This is a genomic window from Mesobacillus boroniphilus (genome assembly GCF_018424685.1).
Lineage (GTDB): Bacteria > Bacillota > Bacilli > Bacillales > Cytobacillaceae > Mesobacillus > Mesobacillus boroniphilus_A.
Genome location: NZ_QTKX01000001.1, coordinates 222,807 through 238,424, shown reverse-complemented (window position 1 = coordinate 238,424; position 15,618 = coordinate 222,807). Strand labels below are relative to the sequence as shown.

The following is a 15,618-nucleotide window of genomic DNA, read 5'->3' as shown; positions in this document are numbered from 1 at the left end:
AAAGTAATTTTGCCAGAGGCGGGAGAGCTTATTAGCTCTCCTGTTTTTGTTTTCTCAGCGCTTTAGGGATGTATACGCAGAATGGCTCGCTCTCCAGGTAATCACCGGTCATGGCGTATGCTCTTGAACGTGAACCCCCGCATACATACCTGAACTCGCACACTCCGCATTTTCCTTTGTACTCATCCGGATTCCTCAATGACTTGAAGACAGGCGAATCCCTGTAAATTTCTGCAAGCGGCTGTTCCCTTACGTTCCCTGCTTTCACAGGGAGCAGTCCGCTTGGATAGACATCTCCAACGTGGGAAATGAACACAAAACCATTGCCATCGTTGACTCCTTTTGGCGCACGTCCAAGGCCGTCGATAGACCCAGTCAACCCTTCCTTAGTCAGCGCGGTCAAATAATCAATTTCTTCTGTATGCTCCTTTGCTTCGCGCATTTTTTGCTGGATCACAACCCGGCGATAATGCTGCGCCGCAGTCGTTTTAATGTCGAACTTTACCCTTTTGCTTAAATCATACAGCCAAGTGAAGACTTTTTCATGCTCTACCGGAGAGATCATGTCCTTTTCCTGGCCGCGTCCTGTCGGAACAAGGAAAAACACACTCCAAAGGACACAATCCAAATCTTCAACCATCTTTGCCATTTCATCTAAATACTCAATATTGTACCGTGAAATAACCGTATTGATCTGAATCGGGATTTCCAGCTCATGCAAATACTTGATTCTTTCCATCGTTAAATCAAAAGAACCTGCTGTTCCCCTGAAGTGGTCATGGACTTCAGCAGTTGGCCCGTCGATACTGAATGCCCAGCGGGATAACCCAACTGACTTCGCCTTTTCAATCGCTTCCTTCGTCACATTAGGTGTCGCACTCGGTGTCATCGAAACACGCACGCCTTTTTTCACCGCATACTCTGCGATATCAAAAACATCCTCCCTCATCAAAGGGTCCCCACCCGTAAACACAAGCATCGGATTATTCATTTCATACATTTGGTCAATCAGCGCTTTACCTTCTTCAAAGGACAATTCACGCGGATCTCTTCTATATTGTGCTTCCGCACGGCAGTGCAGGCATTTTAATTGGCAGGCTCTAGTAAGTTCCCAAATCACAATGAATGGGTCTTTGTTAAAATCTCTTTCAAACATCATTGGCGCCTCCTTAAGTACTTCTCTATAAAAGAAGTATATAAGTGTTTCCAACATGATTAAGTGAACTAACTCACATAAATAGACCCATAATCGCCTTTTTGTATGACAATTTTGTGACCTGAGATTAATGGGACACCCTCAATAATAGAAAAAGCAGCAGGAAGGTTTCCTGCTGCTTCGAGATTATACCTTAATCCCTTACGCCTAATGCGATTTTTGCGTAACGGGACATCATGTCCTTAGACCACGGCGGGTTGAACACGATATTTACTTCTGTATCTTTAACTTCCGGTAGGTCGGAAAGAGCTAATTTAACCTGCTCAACAATCGTGCCTGCAAGCGGGCAGCCCATAGACGTCAATGTCATTGTCACTGTCGCAAGCCCTTCCTCGTTCAAATCCACATCATATACTAGCCCCAAATTAACGATATCAACGCCAAGTTCGGGGTCAACGACCATCTCAAGCGCACCCATAAGGCTATCTTTTAAATCTTGGTCCATCGGTGAACACTCCTTTTTTATTGCTGTAACCTATTTCTATCATAACAATGATTTATACGCATTAAAAGCGGAAAGGCATCATAAATGCTTTTCAAACCAATTTGCAGTTGCCTCCACACCTGCATTTGATACATTGTGTCCGGCATTTTCATCTGTGATGAATTCAAACATCCCATTTGTTCCCTCATAGCTTTTCCTGTTTTGCTCGTAAAAATGATAAGCAGCTTGATATGGGACGACTGGGTCTATCTTTCCATGCCAGAATAACAGCGGGCGCTTGTTCAATTTTTCAGGCTGAAGGCTTAGGTCATACTTTTTAAGCAAGTTCAGCAAATCTGATACTTGTTCCTTTGACAGCCCAATCTGAATATTCCTTTTTTCCATTTCGTTCAGCTGCCATAGAGCAAAATCCTCAAATGAAGGATTCCCCATCAAGCTGACACCAGCTTTTATCCATTCATACCTTGCCAATGCGCCAAGTGTCGTAATGCCGCCCATTGATGTTCCTGCAACACCGATTCTTGCGGGATCCACCAAACCTTCCTCAACCAATTCCTGTTTGATTGTTGAAAGTTCCTCAATCGACGTGATGACGATGTCCCAGAAACGGTAGCTAAGCTCCGTCTCTGACAGTCCTTCACTGCGAGTTCCATGATATTTCGCCTCTGGCATAATGACCCTAAAGCCTTTTTCCGCAATAAGATAAGCATAATGCATGTTTCGTTCTTTAGTGCTCGTAAACCCATGCAAAAAAACAATCAAAGGCATTCTATCTGAAAATTGCTTTTGTTTTACAATATGGAGAACGGGAATATGTTGAATGCGTTTCTTTTCGACCAAAATCAATGATTAACCCTCCTGCATCGAACTGATATTAAATTTACCGATCTTTTAAGTATCTAAAATGATTTTTTTACATTTTATATGTAAAATGGTTACCATAGTGGTTATAAGACCAATTAACCATCATCCAATATATGTATTGTAGAACTCTTACGAAAAAAGAGCCAATCATACGCATATCATTATGAAAAGCGGAAGCGCCTTGGTCAGCCCCGACAAGCACTGGAGGGCCGACCGGTGAAGTCGTTCTTTGACTTCATTGGGCGGACCGAAGTGACTCGAGGGGGCTAGGCGCTGTAGCTAGACACTAGTCTTAGTGCCAAAATTTAATATTTAGATAAAGAAAAAAAGTGTTAAGAAGGAGTATTTATGGCTGAAAAACATTTAATTGCTTTAGATCTTGATGGAACATTACTTACAGATGATAAAACGATCTCAGAAAAGAACAAACATGTGATTAAAAAGGCACGAGAAGCAGGCCATGTTGTCATGATTGCGACAGGAAGACCATTCCGATCCAGCGAGATGTACTACCATGAGCTTAAACTTGATACGCCGATCGTTAACTTCAATGGCGCGTTTACCCACCACCCGCTTGATAATAGTTGGGGAGTGCACCATTCTCCACTTTCAATCGATGTAGCCAAGGATATTGTCGAAGCACTTGATGATTTCAAGTTCTACAACATCATTGCCGAAGTAATCGACGATGTATATGTCCATTATCATGATGAAAAACTGATGGACATCTTTAATATGGGAAATCCAAATATCACGACAGGCGATTTGAGGAGATATTTGAAGACATCCCCAACTAGTATGTTGATCCACTCTGATGAAGAGCATGTCCGTAAAATTCGTAACCATCTGTCAGAGGTCCATGCCGAAGTGATCGACCACAGAAGCTGGGCTGCTCCGTTCCACGTCGTAGAAATCGTAAAAAGCGGCTTGAACAAAGCAGTTGGCTTAAAGAAAGCCTCTGATTATTTCCAAATCCCCGCTGATCGTATCATTGCATTCGGCGATGAGGATAACGATTTGGAAATGCTTGAATACGCAGGCCGCGGAATCGCGATGGGCAATGCCGTTGACGAAGTGAAAAACATCGCAAACGACATGACATTGACAAATGAAGAAGACGGCATTGGCGTTTACTTGAACGACTTGCTTAATTTGAAAGCACTATAAATGCACACAAGAAGATGTCCGATAGATAAGCTCTATCGGACATTTTCCTGTTGATTCCCGTTCTGTTTGTCCGTTAAAAGCGGTTTATCGAACACTTTGCCTTTGATTCCCACTGCTTTCCGATAAATGAAAATCATTAATTGTACCTTCCAAATTGAACTTACACCAAAACCGATTGTTTTTATGTCAAAAGAGCATACTATAAACGAAGCAGCGTTATAGCCTGTTTCAAATTCGCTCGTAGATGGAGGGGTAAAACGATGGGTAAAAGCAATAAATCCAAGCGTTTTGTACAGCAAGGGGTAGATACTGTCTCCAAGCATGATGAACGAATCCCTTACCACACCACTTATGCCGAGGCTGAGGCTCAAAAGATGGCGAATGTCAAAGAGTCCTCTTTAGGGGGGATTTAGATGGGAAACAGGCTTTTTCAGGAAGCTAGGAAGGCTGTTCAGTTAGCTAAGACTGCGGAGCCTGCGGAACAATCTGCAGCCATCAACACTGCTCAAAATGCTCTGTCATCAGCGTATGCCAATACGACGATGGCTGAAAAGGAGCAGCTTCGGTCATTTCAGGACGAGCTGAATTCAATTGAAAGCAAGTAAAAAGTGAAAGCTGGCGGAAAACCCGCCAGCTTTTGCTTTTGTTAATTGCTATTATTAAATCTTTCGAGCAACACTGGATAGGAATGGATGATATCGCCATCCTTGCTGCGCTCATATAGATTAAGAATGACTGATCCATTTTGCGGAAGCTTGTTTTCTGGTATTGAAATTTCCAGCGAAAAAGGCTTCCATTGCGGGTATTTTACACCAGGAACAACTTTTGTTTCAGGAATTAGCTGGTTATGTCCATCTTCAGCAGTATAGTAGAACGTACCATTGATCGGCCTAGCTTCACCCATAATTTTATAATTGCCCTTGCTGCCCTCAGATACAACGCCTTTAAAAACTGGATTTTCCCCTGGGATGTACATTGTCTTCGTATCCGTCAGCAGCTTTTTGTCCCCGACTGGTTTTCCGTTGACACTAGATGTTTTTAACTGTGCAGTGACCATGTATTCCCCTTCTTGGACTCTTTTTCCTGCCGTCGAGTAATCCCAACCTTCCACCCATTTCATCTTCTCCTGCGGTTTCAAGGTCAGGGTTTCAAAAGCCTGGGCAAAAGACTTTCCTTCTGAATACTGATATACCTTTTTCTTATTGGCATCCAGAACGGTAATTTCGTATTTTTGTGATGTCGGAAATTCAAAAGAAAGCTCTGTATTCCCCTGGTTTTGCAGGACGATCTCAAATTCAGCTTTTTCAGGACCAGCTAAAGGGTCTATGTAAAAACTGTATTCCAGAGTTGCTGGTGACTGTTTTTCTTCCCCTATCGCCAGTGCAGGTGCCACGGACATCAAAAGCAAAATGATCAACAAACTGACCTTCCTCATTAACTAAACCTCCGTTTCAGTGATTACTCCCTTCGGAAAAACCCGAAGATCCCTGCTGTCTCAACAATATTGGTGAACGCATGTGGATCGACTTCTTTGATAATGTGTTCCAGGTCATACAATTCATACCTTGTGACAACAATGATGAGCATTTCCTTCTGTTCTCCTGAAAAGGCTCCTTTGGCAGGCAGCAGCGTGATGCCACGTACAAGTTTGTCATGTATCGCCTTCTTTAGTTCATCCGATTTCTTCGTGACAATCATCGCCGTCAGTTTCTCATGGCGTGTATGGATGGCATCAATTAACCGGGTGGACACATACAGAGCGACAAGAGTATAAAGAGCGTTTTCCCAGCCAAATACAAAGCCAGCTGTCATTATAATGATGCCATTCAAGGTAAAGAAATATGTACCAACCGGACGATCATTCATTCGTGACAGGACCATTGCAATAATATCCATTCCTCCCGTGGAAGCCCCCCATTTTAAGGTCAGTCCAACGCCTAACGCTGCAATGACTCCCCCAAAAACGGCATTCAGCAGAATATCACTCGATACTTCTTTTACCGGAATGATTTCAAGAAAGAATGATGAAAGCAAAACGGAGATAAAACTATAAAGTGTAAATGATTTCCCTACCTTCATCCAACCGAGGATGGTCACCGGAATATTTAATAACAAGAGAAGAATCCCGGTAGAAATATTAAATGGAGCAAATTCGCCAAGTATGCTCGATACGAGCTGGGCGATCCCGGTAAACCCGCTGGCATACACATTTGCCGGGATTAAAAAGAAATTCAGTGACATAGCATTCAAGAATGCACCGATCACCACGATGATGATTTTTTTTGTTTCCAACCAGACCATGTAAATCCCCCTTATTCTTTTCTATTCTTCCTGTACCCCTATTTTGCCGAAAATCACTATATTTAATTGTCTTTTTCCCATATTCCCTATAAACTATTAACATATAAAGGTTGAAAGCAGGTGAAAGTTATGTCAGTAAAAATTATGGCTGACAGTGCATGTGATTTGCCATTGAATTTTTATGAAGAAAATGATGCAATTTTATTCCCGTTAAAGGTCCATATTAATGGCAATGAATATGAGGATCTACGAACAATCCAGCCAAAACAAGTGTACGACCAAATCCGTGCTGGCAACCTTCCAAAAACCTCACAGGCTTCTCCAGCTGGTTTTACAGAAGTCTTTACAGAATTGGCCAAAAATAAGCAAGATGGGATATACATAGCCTTCTCTTCCGAACTATCAGGAACTTATCAGACAGCGGTCATGATTGCTGAGCAGGTCAAGGAGGAATACCCTGACTTTAACTTGTCCATCATTGATACAAAATGCGCTTCGCTGGGTCAAGGTCTTGTGGTTATGGAAGCAGTCCGCATGGCAAAAGAGAATGCTTCAAAAGAAGAAATCGTCGAAGCAGTTCAATTTTTCAGCCAGCATATGGAGCATTTATTTTCAGTCGATGACCTCGACCATCTCGCAAAAGGCGGGCGTGTCTCAAAAGCATCTGCTTTCGTAGGCGGTCTTTTAAACATTAAGCCTCTCTTGAATGTTGAGGACGGCAAGCTGGTTCCTATCGAAAAAATTCGTGGAAAGAAAAAGCTTCTTCGGAGAATTGTTGAAGTAATGAAAGAACGTGGAGCATCATTCGAAAACCAGGTCGTCGGCATCAGCCAGGCAGATGATCTTGAAACAGCGACTGAAATGAAAAAAATGATCATTGAGGAGCTTCAGCCAAAGGATGTTGTCATTACTTCGATCGGAGCTGCTGTCGGGTCCCATACCGGTCCAGGTACGATTGCGATTTTCTTTTTGAATAAACAGTACTCATAATTACATACTCCTTTCAGGTTTTAGGAAAAATAAAATGTACCTAACCTGAAAGGAGTTTTTATTATGCCACATACTTCTGATAATGATAAAAAAGCAAAGGACAATAATGCCCTTCGCCATGAAAAAAATATGATGCGCGAAAAGAACCGCAAAGCAGGCAAGAACCAATATTCCAAGAAAACAGATCATCTATAAGAAAAGCGAAAGCGCCTTGGTCAGCCCCAACAAGCGCTCGAGGGACTGACAGTGAAGTCGTTTTTTGACATCATTGGCAGGACTGAAGCGACTCGAGGGGGATAGGCGTTGGAGCTGGCCAATTCTTGAAGTGAAAAATTTATCTTTCTGATACTATAAAAAAATAGAGCCAGCTGGCTCTATTTTTCTTTTTTATAAGTCCAATTACCTTCCTGATAAATCTTGCCTTCTTTCATCAGCCTTCCCAATGCCCGTTTGAAGGAGCCTTTGCTCATGCCAAAGCGTTCCTGGATGTCCTCGGCCATACTCTTGTCATGATAAGGCATAGCACCATTCCGGAGCTCCAGGTATTCCATAATTTTTTCAGCATCTTCATCAAGCGCTTCCTGTTTGCGAGGCAGCAGTGAGATATTGACGGAGCCATCCGGCTTCACATCGATGATCCTGCCCTCGACTTTCTGGCCGATGCGCGGTTCTGTCTGACGCTGTGATTCATGGATGAAACCTTTAAAGCCTTCAGCAGTAATCATCCAGCTTCCAACCCTTGCCGTCCGGTATATATAGCCATGGACATTCTTGTTAAAGTCACTTCTCGTGGCCTTGACGGAGATTTCCTGAATGACAGGGTCGGTTGCCATTCGCGCATAAATCATATTGTTGCGATTTACTCGAAGCGTGATATAAAGCAAGTCCCCTTCTTTCGGCCAAACTGATTTTACAACCGGCAAGTCTTCCTCACCGAGCAAAACATCTTTACTGATGCCGATATCCAGGAATATGCCGATCCCTTCCTTAACATCAACGACAGATACCCACTCATAGTGGCCTACCTGCACTTTCGGTATGGTCGTTGTTGCTGCGAGCCTCCCTCTTGATTCCACAAAAAGAAATACCTCTACCTTGTCCCCTTCTTCAAATGTCCGGTCTGTATCATTGGAATGGAGCAGCACATCCTCTTCTCCGTCCGTTAAAAAGTAGCCGAAATCAACAATTCTTGCTACGGTCAGCTCCAAAGTCTGACCTGTATATTCGTTCAAGGACATAAAATCCCTCCTGCCTTGTTATTAACATTTTACCCAAAGCGCTAAGGCTCTAAATTACGTAAAGTTGTTTGAACTGCTATATTTTACTATAATGTAAGCAAAAGCGAAAGCGCCTTAGATCGTACTTTGTCTCGGGTGCCGCAAAATTCCCTTATTCCGGAGGTAAACATGTCTAAAGAGAGCTCATTTGATATTGTATCCAAAGTTGAAATGTCTGAAGTCACCAATGCTATCAGCATCGCAATGAAAGAAATCCAGAATCGCTACGATTTTAAAGGTAGCAAAAGTGATATTTCACTTGATAAAGAAGAACTTGTCCTAATTTCTGATGATGAGTTTAAGCTTGACCAGTTGAAGGATGTTCTATTCAGCAAGATGATTAAACGCGGCATTCCTATAAAGAATCTGGACTACGGTAAAGTCGAGCGCGCTTCAGGTGGTACGGTGCGTCAGAGAGCTAAGCTGGTCCAGGGGATTGACAAGGAAAATGCCAAAAAGATCAACACAACCATTAAGAACAGTGGCTTGAAGGTCAAGAGCCAGGTTCAGGATGACCAGGTCCGCGTTACAGGTAAAAACCGTGATGATCTTCAAAAAATCATTGCAGCTGTCAAAGAAGCAGATCTTACAGTAGATGTGCAATTTGTGAATTATCGTTAAAAAAGTGCTAAAACTAATAATGTTGGATCAAAAGCGGACTATGGGAGCATGGTCCGCTTTTGCTTTATAAAAAGTCATGAATGGTTCACAAACCGCCTACGGTATTGTCCTATTAACACGTTAAAATTAATGTATTAATTCAGATGTGACTTTTGTCTGTAAGGAATACTTAACTTGATAAAACATTCACAAATCCTTCACAAAGTACTATTGGATTCCCCCTATTTTCACGTTAATATACCAGTAGGGGTATAAAACACATAAATTTTTTAACCGAAAGGATGACAATACAATGGGTAAAAAAATCGTAATCGTTGGCGGTGTAGCAGGTGGAGCAACTACAGCAACTAAACTTAGAAGACTAGATGAACAGGCTGAGATTGTTCTTTTTGAAAGAGGAGAATTCATTTCTTTCGCAAACTGCGGACTGCCTTATCATATCAGTGGGGTCATTGAAGACCGCAAAAAGTTGCTTCTTCAAACTGTTGAAGGCATGAATGCACGCTACAACCTTGATATCCGTAATTTTTCTGAAGTCACTGCAATCAATCGTGAAGAGAAAACTGTATCTATCAAACATGTTCAAACTGGTGAAGAATACAAGGAAAGCTTTGACGTACTAGTTTTATCACCTGGAGCGAAACCAATCGTTCCTCCTATTGAAGGCTTGAAGAGCGCAAATGTATTTACGCTTAGAAATATTCCGGATATGGATAAAATCAAGGCATACCTTGAAGACAATAAACCGAATAATGCAGTTGTAATTGGCGGAGGCTTCATTGGTCTGGAAATGGCTGAAAACCTTGTCCATGCTGGTGTCAATGTTACTCTCGTTGAGAAACTGCCACAGGTTATGGGTCCAGTTGACCCAGAAATGGCTGCAATCGTTGAGGATGAACTAAGAAAGAATGGCGTTGAGCTAATCTTGGAAGACGGAATCACTGACGTTCAAGAAAATGGCACAAAAGTTGTCCTTGAAAGCGGCAAGGTCCTTGAGTCAGAATTAATCATCCTGTCAATCGGAGTGCGTCCTGAGAACCAACTTGCAGTGAATGCTGGACTTGAAGTTGGCGAACGCGGCGGCATCAAAGTTAATGAATACCTGCAAACATCTGATGAATCAATCTATGCAATGGGAGATGCGATCGAGGTTACTGACTATATCAATGGTCAGCCAACAATGATTCCGCTGGCATGGCCGGCAAACCGCCAGGCGCATATTGTCGGACATCATATCAATGGCCGAAATATTGCCTATCCTGGTACACTTGGCACTTCAATCGTTAAAGTATTCGAATTGACGGCAGCTACTACTGGTAACAGTGAAAAACTACTGCGCAGACTGGGAATCCCATATGAAGCAGTTCATATCCACCCACTATCTCACGCTGGTTACTATCCTGGCGCAGAGCAAATCTCACTTAAAGTGATTTTTGACAGAGATACTGGCAAGATCTTCGGTGCACAGGCAGTGGGTAAAGATGGTGTTGACAAGCGGATTGATGTCATCGCAACTGCTATCAAGGGCGGATTGAGCGTCTACGACCTTCAAGAGCTTGAGCTTGCATACGCACCACCATTCTCTTCTGCAAAAGACCCAGTGAACATGGCTGGTTATGTAGCATCCAATATTGTTGACGGCACAATTGAAACTGTCCAGCATTATGAAGCTGACGATTTAATCAAGGACGGCGCGTTGATGGTCGACGTACGAACTGAAAAAGAATATGCGCAAGGCAAAATTGAAGGCTCAAAGAATATTCCGCTTGATGACTTGCGCAATCGTCTTGATGAGCTTCCAAAGGATGAAACAATCCTGATCACTTGCCAGGTTGGCCTGAGGGGTTACCTAGCTTCCCGTATCCTTCAGCAAAATGGATTTAAGGTCAAGAACCTGACTGGCGGATATAAAACTTATTCAATCTTTAAAAATAAACTTCAATAGTAAAATGGAGCGGCTCCCTTTTAAGGGGGCTGCTTTTTTTGTTTGTTGCGTATGCAAATCTTCTGCTTTTTACCCTTTTTCGTATCATTTCACTATTTCGGGCAATGCAGGTCCCCTACTCTATCCATTTTCGGCTTTTAACAAGCTAATCCAAGCCGGATCAGATATTCTACTTGCATTTCTCCTAAAATGAAGTAATTTCCATGTTTTTAATCTGGATTTTAAAGGAATTTAATAAATGGTGATTCATATTAAAGGAGTGAATTGTTCTATGTCTAATGAAAATAAAAAACAGGGCTTTCCGCCTCAGCATCAAGATCATCAGCCTGGCACTGAGCCGGAAATGAACCCTGAACCTAAATCTGTCGATGAAAATTATAATGGATCTGGAAAACTAGCTGGTAAAGTTGCCCTGATTACGGGTGGCGATAGCGGAATTGGCAAATCTGTTGCGATTTATTTTGCAAAAGAAGGTGCAGATGTAGCGATTGTCTATCTGGAGGAAAGCAATGACGCCCAAACCACAAAAGAACTGATTGAAGCTGAAGGCCGGAAATGCCTGCTGCTTGCTGGTGATGTCGGAAGTGAGCTTTTCTGTGAGGAAGCGACGAAGAAAACTCTTGATGAGTTCGGGAAAATTGATATCCTCGTCAATAACGCAGCAGAACAGCATCCGCAAAAGAGCCTTCTCGATATCTCTGCGGACCAGTTGGAGAAGACGTTCCGCACGAATGTATTCTCAATCTTCCACCTGACAAAGGCAGTTCTACCGCACTTGAAGAATGGCAGCACAATCATTAATACCTCCTCTATAACCGCATATAAAGGTAATGAGAAGCTGCTCGACTACTCTTCGACTAAAGGTGCTATTGTTACGTTTACGCGCTCTCTTGCTATGTCCCTTGCTTCACAGGGCATACGTGTAAACAGCGTTGCACCTGGTCCAATCTGGACGCCTCTCATCCCGTCAACCTTCTCTGCTGAAGAAGTCGCGAAGTTCGGCACGAATTCGCCAATGGGACGAGCTGGCCAGCCATACGAACTGGCACCCGCATACGTGTATCTAGCAAGTGATGACTCTACTTATGTAAGCGGGCAGACAATTCATGTAAATGGGGGCACTATTGTAAATGGCTAAACAAAAAAGCAAAGCGCTAGCTTTGCTTTTTTGTTTTATATCAGTACTTCTTTATAATCCTTAGGATGACCGCAAGAATATCGTGTAACAATCTTGAATGGAACGATAATCCGTTTGATTGGCTCATTAGGATTTTCTATCTTTTGAATCAAACTTTTCGCAGCCTGGTATCCCAGATCGAAAATGTTAATATCTACAGAAGTTAATGGTGGTCTTGCCATTTCAGCAATCAGCACATTGTTAAAACTGACAATGGAAACATCTTGAGGTACCGCAATACCCATTTCATCCAGCTTATTCAACACACCAAGTGCCATCAAGTCATCGGTAACTACTATTGCGGTAGGCGGCTGGTCTAACGAAAGCAAAACCTCAACAGCATCCTGGCCGCTTTCACGAAGGAATTCATCATTGACAATATACTTGTCTTCCAGATGAATCCCGGAGTTTCTCAAAGCTTTTTCATAACCCAGCAGGCGTTCAACCGTCACGACTAAATCCAAATTACCACCGATGAAACCAATCAGGTCATGACCAAGCTGGATTAAATGCTCGGTCACTTCTTTGCCAGCTTTAAAATTATCATTATCCACATAACTGGTATTTTCATCATCTTTAAATGGCTTGCCGATTACAACAAACGGAAAATTTCTTTCCTTCAAATAAGCAATGACCCTGTCTTCCACCTTCGAATATAAAAGAACAACACCATCCACTCTGCCGCCCTGAACCATCGCGACAACACCATCGAAAATTTCATCCTCTGTTTTCCCGGTAGTCATATGAAGGGCGTACTGCTTTGAATGCGCTCCTTCGCTCAATCCTGTCAAGACAGTTGGAAAGAACGGGTTTTGGAATACGACATCGGTAGAGCTCGGCATTACCAGACCGATTGCCCGAGTAGATTGGCTAGCTAGGCTTCTGGCGATGAAGTTTGGGTGATACCCAAGCTGGTCCATAACCTCCCTGACTCTTTCTTTCGTTTTTTCGCTGATTCTCGGACTATTGGCGATTACACGCGAGACAGTTGAAGGCGCGACATTTGCTACCTTCGCAACATCTTTTATTGTGACAGCCATAAAGTTCCCCTCCCTTTTGCCAGAAAAAATCCTTATCTCTATTATAAATGAATTGTCCAGTTTTTTTACTTATTTTTTCATGTCACCATAAACACAACAATGGTGGCAAGTTTTGGTCTAACTCTCCTTATTCCTTGCTTCGCTTCCTTCTTTTGAAAAGGAGGAAAATGAAGCCGAAGAAAGCAGCATATACGGCACCCATTGCCAATAAATAAGGAATATTCAAGCCGGTTTTGTCAGCCAGCACATAAATTTCTGCTTTTTCCCGTTCTAATGCCAGGTTATACTCTCCATCCTTGCTTCTGACAAGATCGTCTGCAAGCAAGCCTCTCAGCTCTTTATCATCTTCCAGCTGATCCGCTGTCAAGGTGACATTCTGAGTATTTGACGTGTTATTGATGGCAATGACAGAAGTTTCGTTCTTATACGTCCTTTTGAAAACAGCCATGCCTTTCTTTTCATAAAGGACTTCCAAATCCCCTCTTCTTAAAGAAGGAAGGTCATTGCGCAGCTCACCAATCTTCGTGATATAATCGATTAATTCTTTATCAGCCCTGAAGCTCATTTGCCTGCGGTTATCTGGATCTTCTCCGCCATCAAGGGCAATCTCGCTTCCATAATATACAATCGGGATTCCTGGGGCAGTGTACATATAAGTCAGCGCCATTTTCCATCTCGTTCCTGGATGGTGCCTATTCTGGACCGCCTTCCTTGTGAACCTGACCATATCATGGTTATCGATAAAATTACCCATCAATTCCGGGTTTTCGTATATCGCTTTATTTCTTTTAGCTGTTGTTAACAGCCAGTCCAAAGTCTGATCAGGTTTTTCGAATGCTGTACGCAGCTGCTCATTCAATGGAAAATCGACAAAGCCATCGATTCCCGCCTTATCATATTCAGCGATATAATTTGGATCCTCAGACCAAACCTCACCAATCAGGTAAAAATCATCTTTGACACTTTTCAGTTCTTTTGAAAAATCTTCCCAGAACTCCACCGGTACGTGGCGGACAGTATCCAGCCTGTAGCCATCGATATTCGTTTCTTCAATCCACCATTTAGCGGCATCCAATAAATATTCCCTTGTCTCGGGGTTTTCCTGAGCTAAATCTGGCAGTCCAAAAAGCCAGTTATTCTCCAGCTGTTTCTGGTCATTCCAGTCAAAAATATCCTGTTTTTCATGGAACCAGTCCTTCTTGGCTGGATCATTTACCCATTCGTGTTCTGGAGCGACATGGTTGACAACAAAGTCAAGTATGATCTTGATGTCACGATCATGTGCCTCCTTTACCAGCTCTTTAAATTTGTCAACGCTTCCAAAATGCTCTTCCGTATTATAGAAGTCCTTGATCCAATAACCATGGTACCCTTTATCTACATTATCGAATACGGGCGTCAGCCATATTGCGGTAAACCCCATATCCTTAATATAATCCAGCTGGTCGATGACACCCTGGAAGTCGCCTCCATGATAGGCTTTCGGGTCATTTGCATCAACCTCGAAATCATTGCTATTGTCACCGTTGTTAAAACGGTCAACCATTAAAAAGTAAATTGTTTCATCCTGCCATTTGCGTCCTTCATTTTCAACCGCGCCTACAGGGAGGGCGTTAAAAAGAAGAAACGGAATCAAGATGAAGATGAGAATTTTTTTCATCTCCGGTCCTCCTCATAATTTAAGCAAAGACCATATATGGCCTTTGCTTAAAAATTGTCTGCCCTAATAGATTATCCTTTTGTTCCACCAGCCGTCAAACCAGAAACAAAGTATTTTTGGAATGACAGAAACAGGATCGCAATTGGTACCGCAATTAATACAGCACCTGCTGCGAATGTCGTAAATTCCGCACCGAACTGTTTGGCTACCATATCATATAGACCAACAGCAAGTGTGTACTTTTCTTCTGTTCTTAAAAGAATCCTGGCAAGGATGAAATCCCCGAAAGGAGCGATGAACGCGAACAATGCTACAACCGCGATAATTGGTGTCGCAAGCGGCATGACGATTTGGAAGAAAATCCTCAAGTGGCCGGCACCGTCCATTTTAGCTGATTCATCAAGTTCTTTCGGAATTGTATCAAGATATCCTTTCATCAACCAAGTATTCATCGGGATTGCGCCCCCAACATATACAAGGATCAAGCCTAAATGAGTGTCAAGTAAGCCAGTCAATAAAGCAAGAATGAAAATCGCGATCAATGCTGCAAAGTTTGGAATCATCTGCAGGATCAGGAATGTCATCAAGCTGTTTTTACGTCCGATGAAGCGGTAACGCGAGAAGGAATACGCAGTCAGGCTTACAAGGATGACTGTGAATACCATTGTCAGCACGCTTACTTTCAGTGAATTCCAGTACCAGTACAAGTACGCGCTTTGGTTAGTATCGAAAAGCTCTTTATAGTGAGCAAGCGTAGCATTTTTCGGAATGATGTTTGAACCGGATAAGCTCTGCCCCGGATTGAAGGATGAGCCGACAATCCAAAGGAGCGGGTAGATAATGATCGCAAACATAGCCAAAATCACAAGATACGTTAATGTCAGTCTGAGATATTTCTGTCGTTTGATACTCATA

17 protein-coding genes are annotated in these 15,618 nt (G+C 42.7%); 8 read left to right on the top strand and 9 right to left on the bottom strand.

Going from position 1 to position 15,618, the window contains the following annotated elements:
- Positions 1–31: 31 nt before the first annotated feature.
- The 3 genes from DYI25_RS01205 to DYI25_RS01195 all read right to left on the bottom strand — a co-directional run bounded on the left by DYI25_RS01205 (position 32) and on the right by DYI25_RS01195 (position 2,507).
- Positions 32–1,159 carry a TIGR04053 family radical SAM/SPASM domain-containing protein gene (locus DYI25_RS01205; protein ID WP_213366025.1) on the bottom strand — a complete coding sequence of 376 codons (1,128 nt, stop codon included), beginning with the start codon at positions 1,157–1,159 and terminating at the stop codon, positions 32–34.
- Between the two features lie 190 nt (positions 1,160–1,349).
- Positions 1,350–1,661 carry a metal-sulfur cluster assembly factor gene (locus DYI25_RS01200; protein ID WP_213366022.1) on the bottom strand — a complete coding sequence of 104 codons (312 nt, stop codon included), beginning with the start codon at positions 1,659–1,661 and terminating at the stop codon, positions 1,350–1,352.
- 78 nt (positions 1,662–1,739) lie between these two features.
- Positions 1,740–2,507, bottom strand: a complete 768-nt coding sequence (locus tag DYI25_RS01195) for a prolyl oligopeptidase family serine peptidase (protein ID WP_213366018.1) — start codon at positions 2,505–2,507, stop codon at positions 1,740–1,742.
- 366 nt (positions 2,508–2,873) lie between these two features.
- Between DYI25_RS01195 and DYI25_RS01190 the strand changes: the two genes are divergently transcribed.
- The 3 genes from DYI25_RS01190 (at position 2,874) to DYI25_RS01180 (ending at position 4,297) form a co-directional block, all read left to right on the top strand.
- On the top strand, positions 2,874–3,692 hold the full coding sequence (locus DYI25_RS01190) for a Cof-type HAD-IIB family hydrolase (RefSeq protein WP_213366015.1): 819 nt from the start codon (positions 2,874–2,876) through the stop codon (positions 3,690–3,692).
- A gap of 260 nt (positions 3,693–3,952) precedes the next feature.
- Complete coding sequence (locus DYI25_RS01185; protein WP_213366012.1) at positions 3,953–4,105, top strand: hypothetical protein; 153 nt, start codon at positions 3,953–3,955, stop codon at positions 4,103–4,105.
- Positions 4,106–4,297, top strand: a complete 192-nt coding sequence (locus tag DYI25_RS01180) for a DUF3813 domain-containing protein (RefSeq protein WP_213366008.1) — start codon at positions 4,106–4,108, stop codon at positions 4,295–4,297. It abuts the gene before it with no gap.
- 41 nt (positions 4,298–4,338) lie between these two features.
- Here the strand turns inward: DYI25_RS01180 and DYI25_RS01175 are convergent, their stop codons facing one another.
- Positions 4,339–5,127: a BsuPI-related putative proteinase inhibitor gene (locus DYI25_RS01175; RefSeq protein ID WP_213366005.1), complete on the bottom strand. Its 789-nt coding sequence runs from the start codon at positions 5,125–5,127 to the stop codon at positions 4,339–4,341.
- Positions 5,128–5,150: 23 nt separating this feature from the next.
- Positions 5,151–5,993, bottom strand: a complete 843-nt coding sequence (locus DYI25_RS01170) for a YitT family protein (protein ID WP_213366003.1) — start codon at positions 5,991–5,993, stop codon at positions 5,151–5,153.
- A gap of 129 nt (positions 5,994–6,122) precedes the next feature.
- On the opposite strand from DYI25_RS01170, the gene DYI25_RS01165 reads away from it, so the two are divergent.
- Together DYI25_RS01165 and DYI25_RS01160 are read left to right on the top strand one after the other, a co-directional pair.
- Positions 6,123–6,983: a DegV family protein gene (locus tag DYI25_RS01165; RefSeq protein WP_213366001.1), complete on the top strand. Its 861-nt coding sequence runs from the start codon at positions 6,123–6,125 to the stop codon at positions 6,981–6,983.
- Between the two features lie 63 nt (positions 6,984–7,046).
- Entirely contained in the window at positions 7,047–7,178 is a 132-nt protein-coding gene (locus DYI25_RS01160; RefSeq protein ID WP_071976845.1) for a DUF3941 domain-containing protein, read from the top strand.
- 179 nt (positions 7,179–7,357) lie between these two features.
- Here the strand turns inward: DYI25_RS01160 and DYI25_RS01155 are convergent, their stop codons facing one another.
- Complete coding sequence (locus tag DYI25_RS01155; protein WP_213365999.1) at positions 7,358–8,221, bottom strand: CvfB family protein; 864 nt, start codon at positions 8,219–8,221, stop codon at positions 7,358–7,360.
- A gap of 168 nt (positions 8,222–8,389) precedes the next feature.
- Between DYI25_RS01155 and DYI25_RS01150 the strand changes: the two genes are divergently transcribed.
- From DYI25_RS01150 to DYI25_RS01140, 3 genes are all read left to right on the top strand, one after another.
- Entirely contained in the window at positions 8,390–8,881 is a 492-nt protein-coding gene (locus DYI25_RS01150; RefSeq protein WP_213365995.1) for a YajQ family cyclic di-GMP-binding protein, read from the top strand.
- 292 nt (positions 8,882–9,173) lie between these two features.
- A complete protein-coding gene (locus tag DYI25_RS01145; RefSeq protein WP_213365992.1) occupies positions 9,174–10,826 on the top strand; it encodes a CoA-disulfide reductase in 1,653 nt (550 codons plus the stop codon).
- A gap of 271 nt (positions 10,827–11,097) precedes the next feature.
- Positions 11,098–11,964, top strand: a complete 867-nt coding sequence (locus DYI25_RS01140) for an SDR family oxidoreductase (RefSeq protein WP_213365988.1) — start codon at positions 11,098–11,100, stop codon at positions 11,962–11,964.
- A 35-nt stretch (positions 11,965–11,999) separates the two neighbouring features.
- Here the strand turns inward: DYI25_RS01140 and DYI25_RS01135 are convergent, their stop codons facing one another.
- The 3 genes from DYI25_RS01135 to DYI25_RS01125 form a co-directional block, all read right to left on the bottom strand.
- A complete protein-coding gene (locus DYI25_RS01135; RefSeq protein ID WP_213365986.1) occupies positions 12,000–13,043 on the bottom strand; it encodes a LacI family DNA-binding transcriptional regulator in 1,044 nt (347 codons plus the stop codon).
- Between the two features lie 127 nt (positions 13,044–13,170).
- A complete protein-coding gene (locus tag DYI25_RS01130) occupies positions 13,171–14,703 on the bottom strand; it encodes an alpha-amylase family glycosyl hydrolase (protein ID WP_213365982.1) in 1,533 nt (510 codons plus the stop codon).
- 71 nt (positions 14,704–14,774) lie between these two features.
- Positions 14,775–15,617, bottom strand: coding sequence for a sugar ABC transporter permease (locus DYI25_RS01125; protein ID WP_213365979.1), 843 nt, complete (start codon positions 15,615–15,617; stop codon positions 14,775–14,777).
- Between the last annotated feature and the right edge of the window lies 1 nt (position 15,618).

Bases quoted from the DNA above. Each gene is read 5' to 3' on its own strand.
- DYI25_RS01205 (WP_213366025.1), bottom strand. From the start codon at position 1,159: ATGATGTTTGAAAGAGATTTTAACAAAGACCCATTCATTGTGATTTGG.
- DYI25_RS01200 (WP_213366022.1), bottom strand. From the start codon at position 1,661: ATGGACCAAGATTTAAAAGATAGCCTTATGGGTGCGCTTGAGATGGTC.
- DYI25_RS01190 (WP_213366015.1), top strand. From the start codon at position 2,874: ATGGCTGAAAAACATTTAATTGCTTTAGATCTTGATGGAACATTACTT.
- DYI25_RS01185 (WP_213366012.1), top strand. From the start codon at position 3,953: ATGGGTAAAAGCAATAAATCCAAGCGTTTTGTACAGCAAGGGGTAGAT.
- DYI25_RS01180 (WP_213366008.1), top strand. From the start codon at position 4,106: ATGGGAAACAGGCTTTTTCAGGAAGCTAGGAAGGCTGTTCAGTTAGCT.
- DYI25_RS01175 (WP_213366005.1), bottom strand. From the start codon at position 5,127: ATGAGGAAGGTCAGTTTGTTGATCATTTTGCTTTTGATGTCCGTGGCA.
- DYI25_RS01170 (WP_213366003.1), bottom strand. From the start codon at position 5,993: ATGGTCTGGTTGGAAACAAAAAAAATCATCATCGTGGTGATCGGTGCA.
- DYI25_RS01165 (WP_213366001.1), top strand. From the start codon at position 6,123: ATGTCAGTAAAAATTATGGCTGACAGTGCATGTGATTTGCCATTGAAT.
- DYI25_RS01160 (WP_071976845.1), top strand. From the start codon at position 7,047: ATGCCACATACTTCTGATAATGATAAAAAAGCAAAGGACAATAATGCC.
- DYI25_RS01155 (WP_213365999.1), bottom strand. From the start codon at position 8,221: ATGTCCTTGAACGAATATACAGGTCAGACTTTGGAGCTGACCGTAGCA.
- DYI25_RS01150 (WP_213365995.1), top strand. From the start codon at position 8,390: ATGTCTAAAGAGAGCTCATTTGATATTGTATCCAAAGTTGAAATGTCT.
- DYI25_RS01145 (WP_213365992.1), top strand. From the start codon at position 9,174: ATGGGTAAAAAAATCGTAATCGTTGGCGGTGTAGCAGGTGGAGCAACT.
- DYI25_RS01140 (WP_213365988.1), top strand. From the start codon at position 11,098: ATGTCTAATGAAAATAAAAAACAGGGCTTTCCGCCTCAGCATCAAGAT.
- DYI25_RS01135 (WP_213365986.1), bottom strand. From the start codon at position 13,043: ATGGCTGTCACAATAAAAGATGTTGCGAAGGTAGCAAATGTCGCGCCT.
- DYI25_RS01130 (WP_213365982.1), bottom strand. From the start codon at position 14,703: ATGAAAAAAATTCTCATCTTCATCTTGATTCCGTTTCTTCTTTTTAAC.
- DYI25_RS01125 (WP_213365979.1), bottom strand. From the start codon at position 15,617: ATGAGTATCAAACGACAGAAATATCTCAGACTGACATTAACGTATCTT.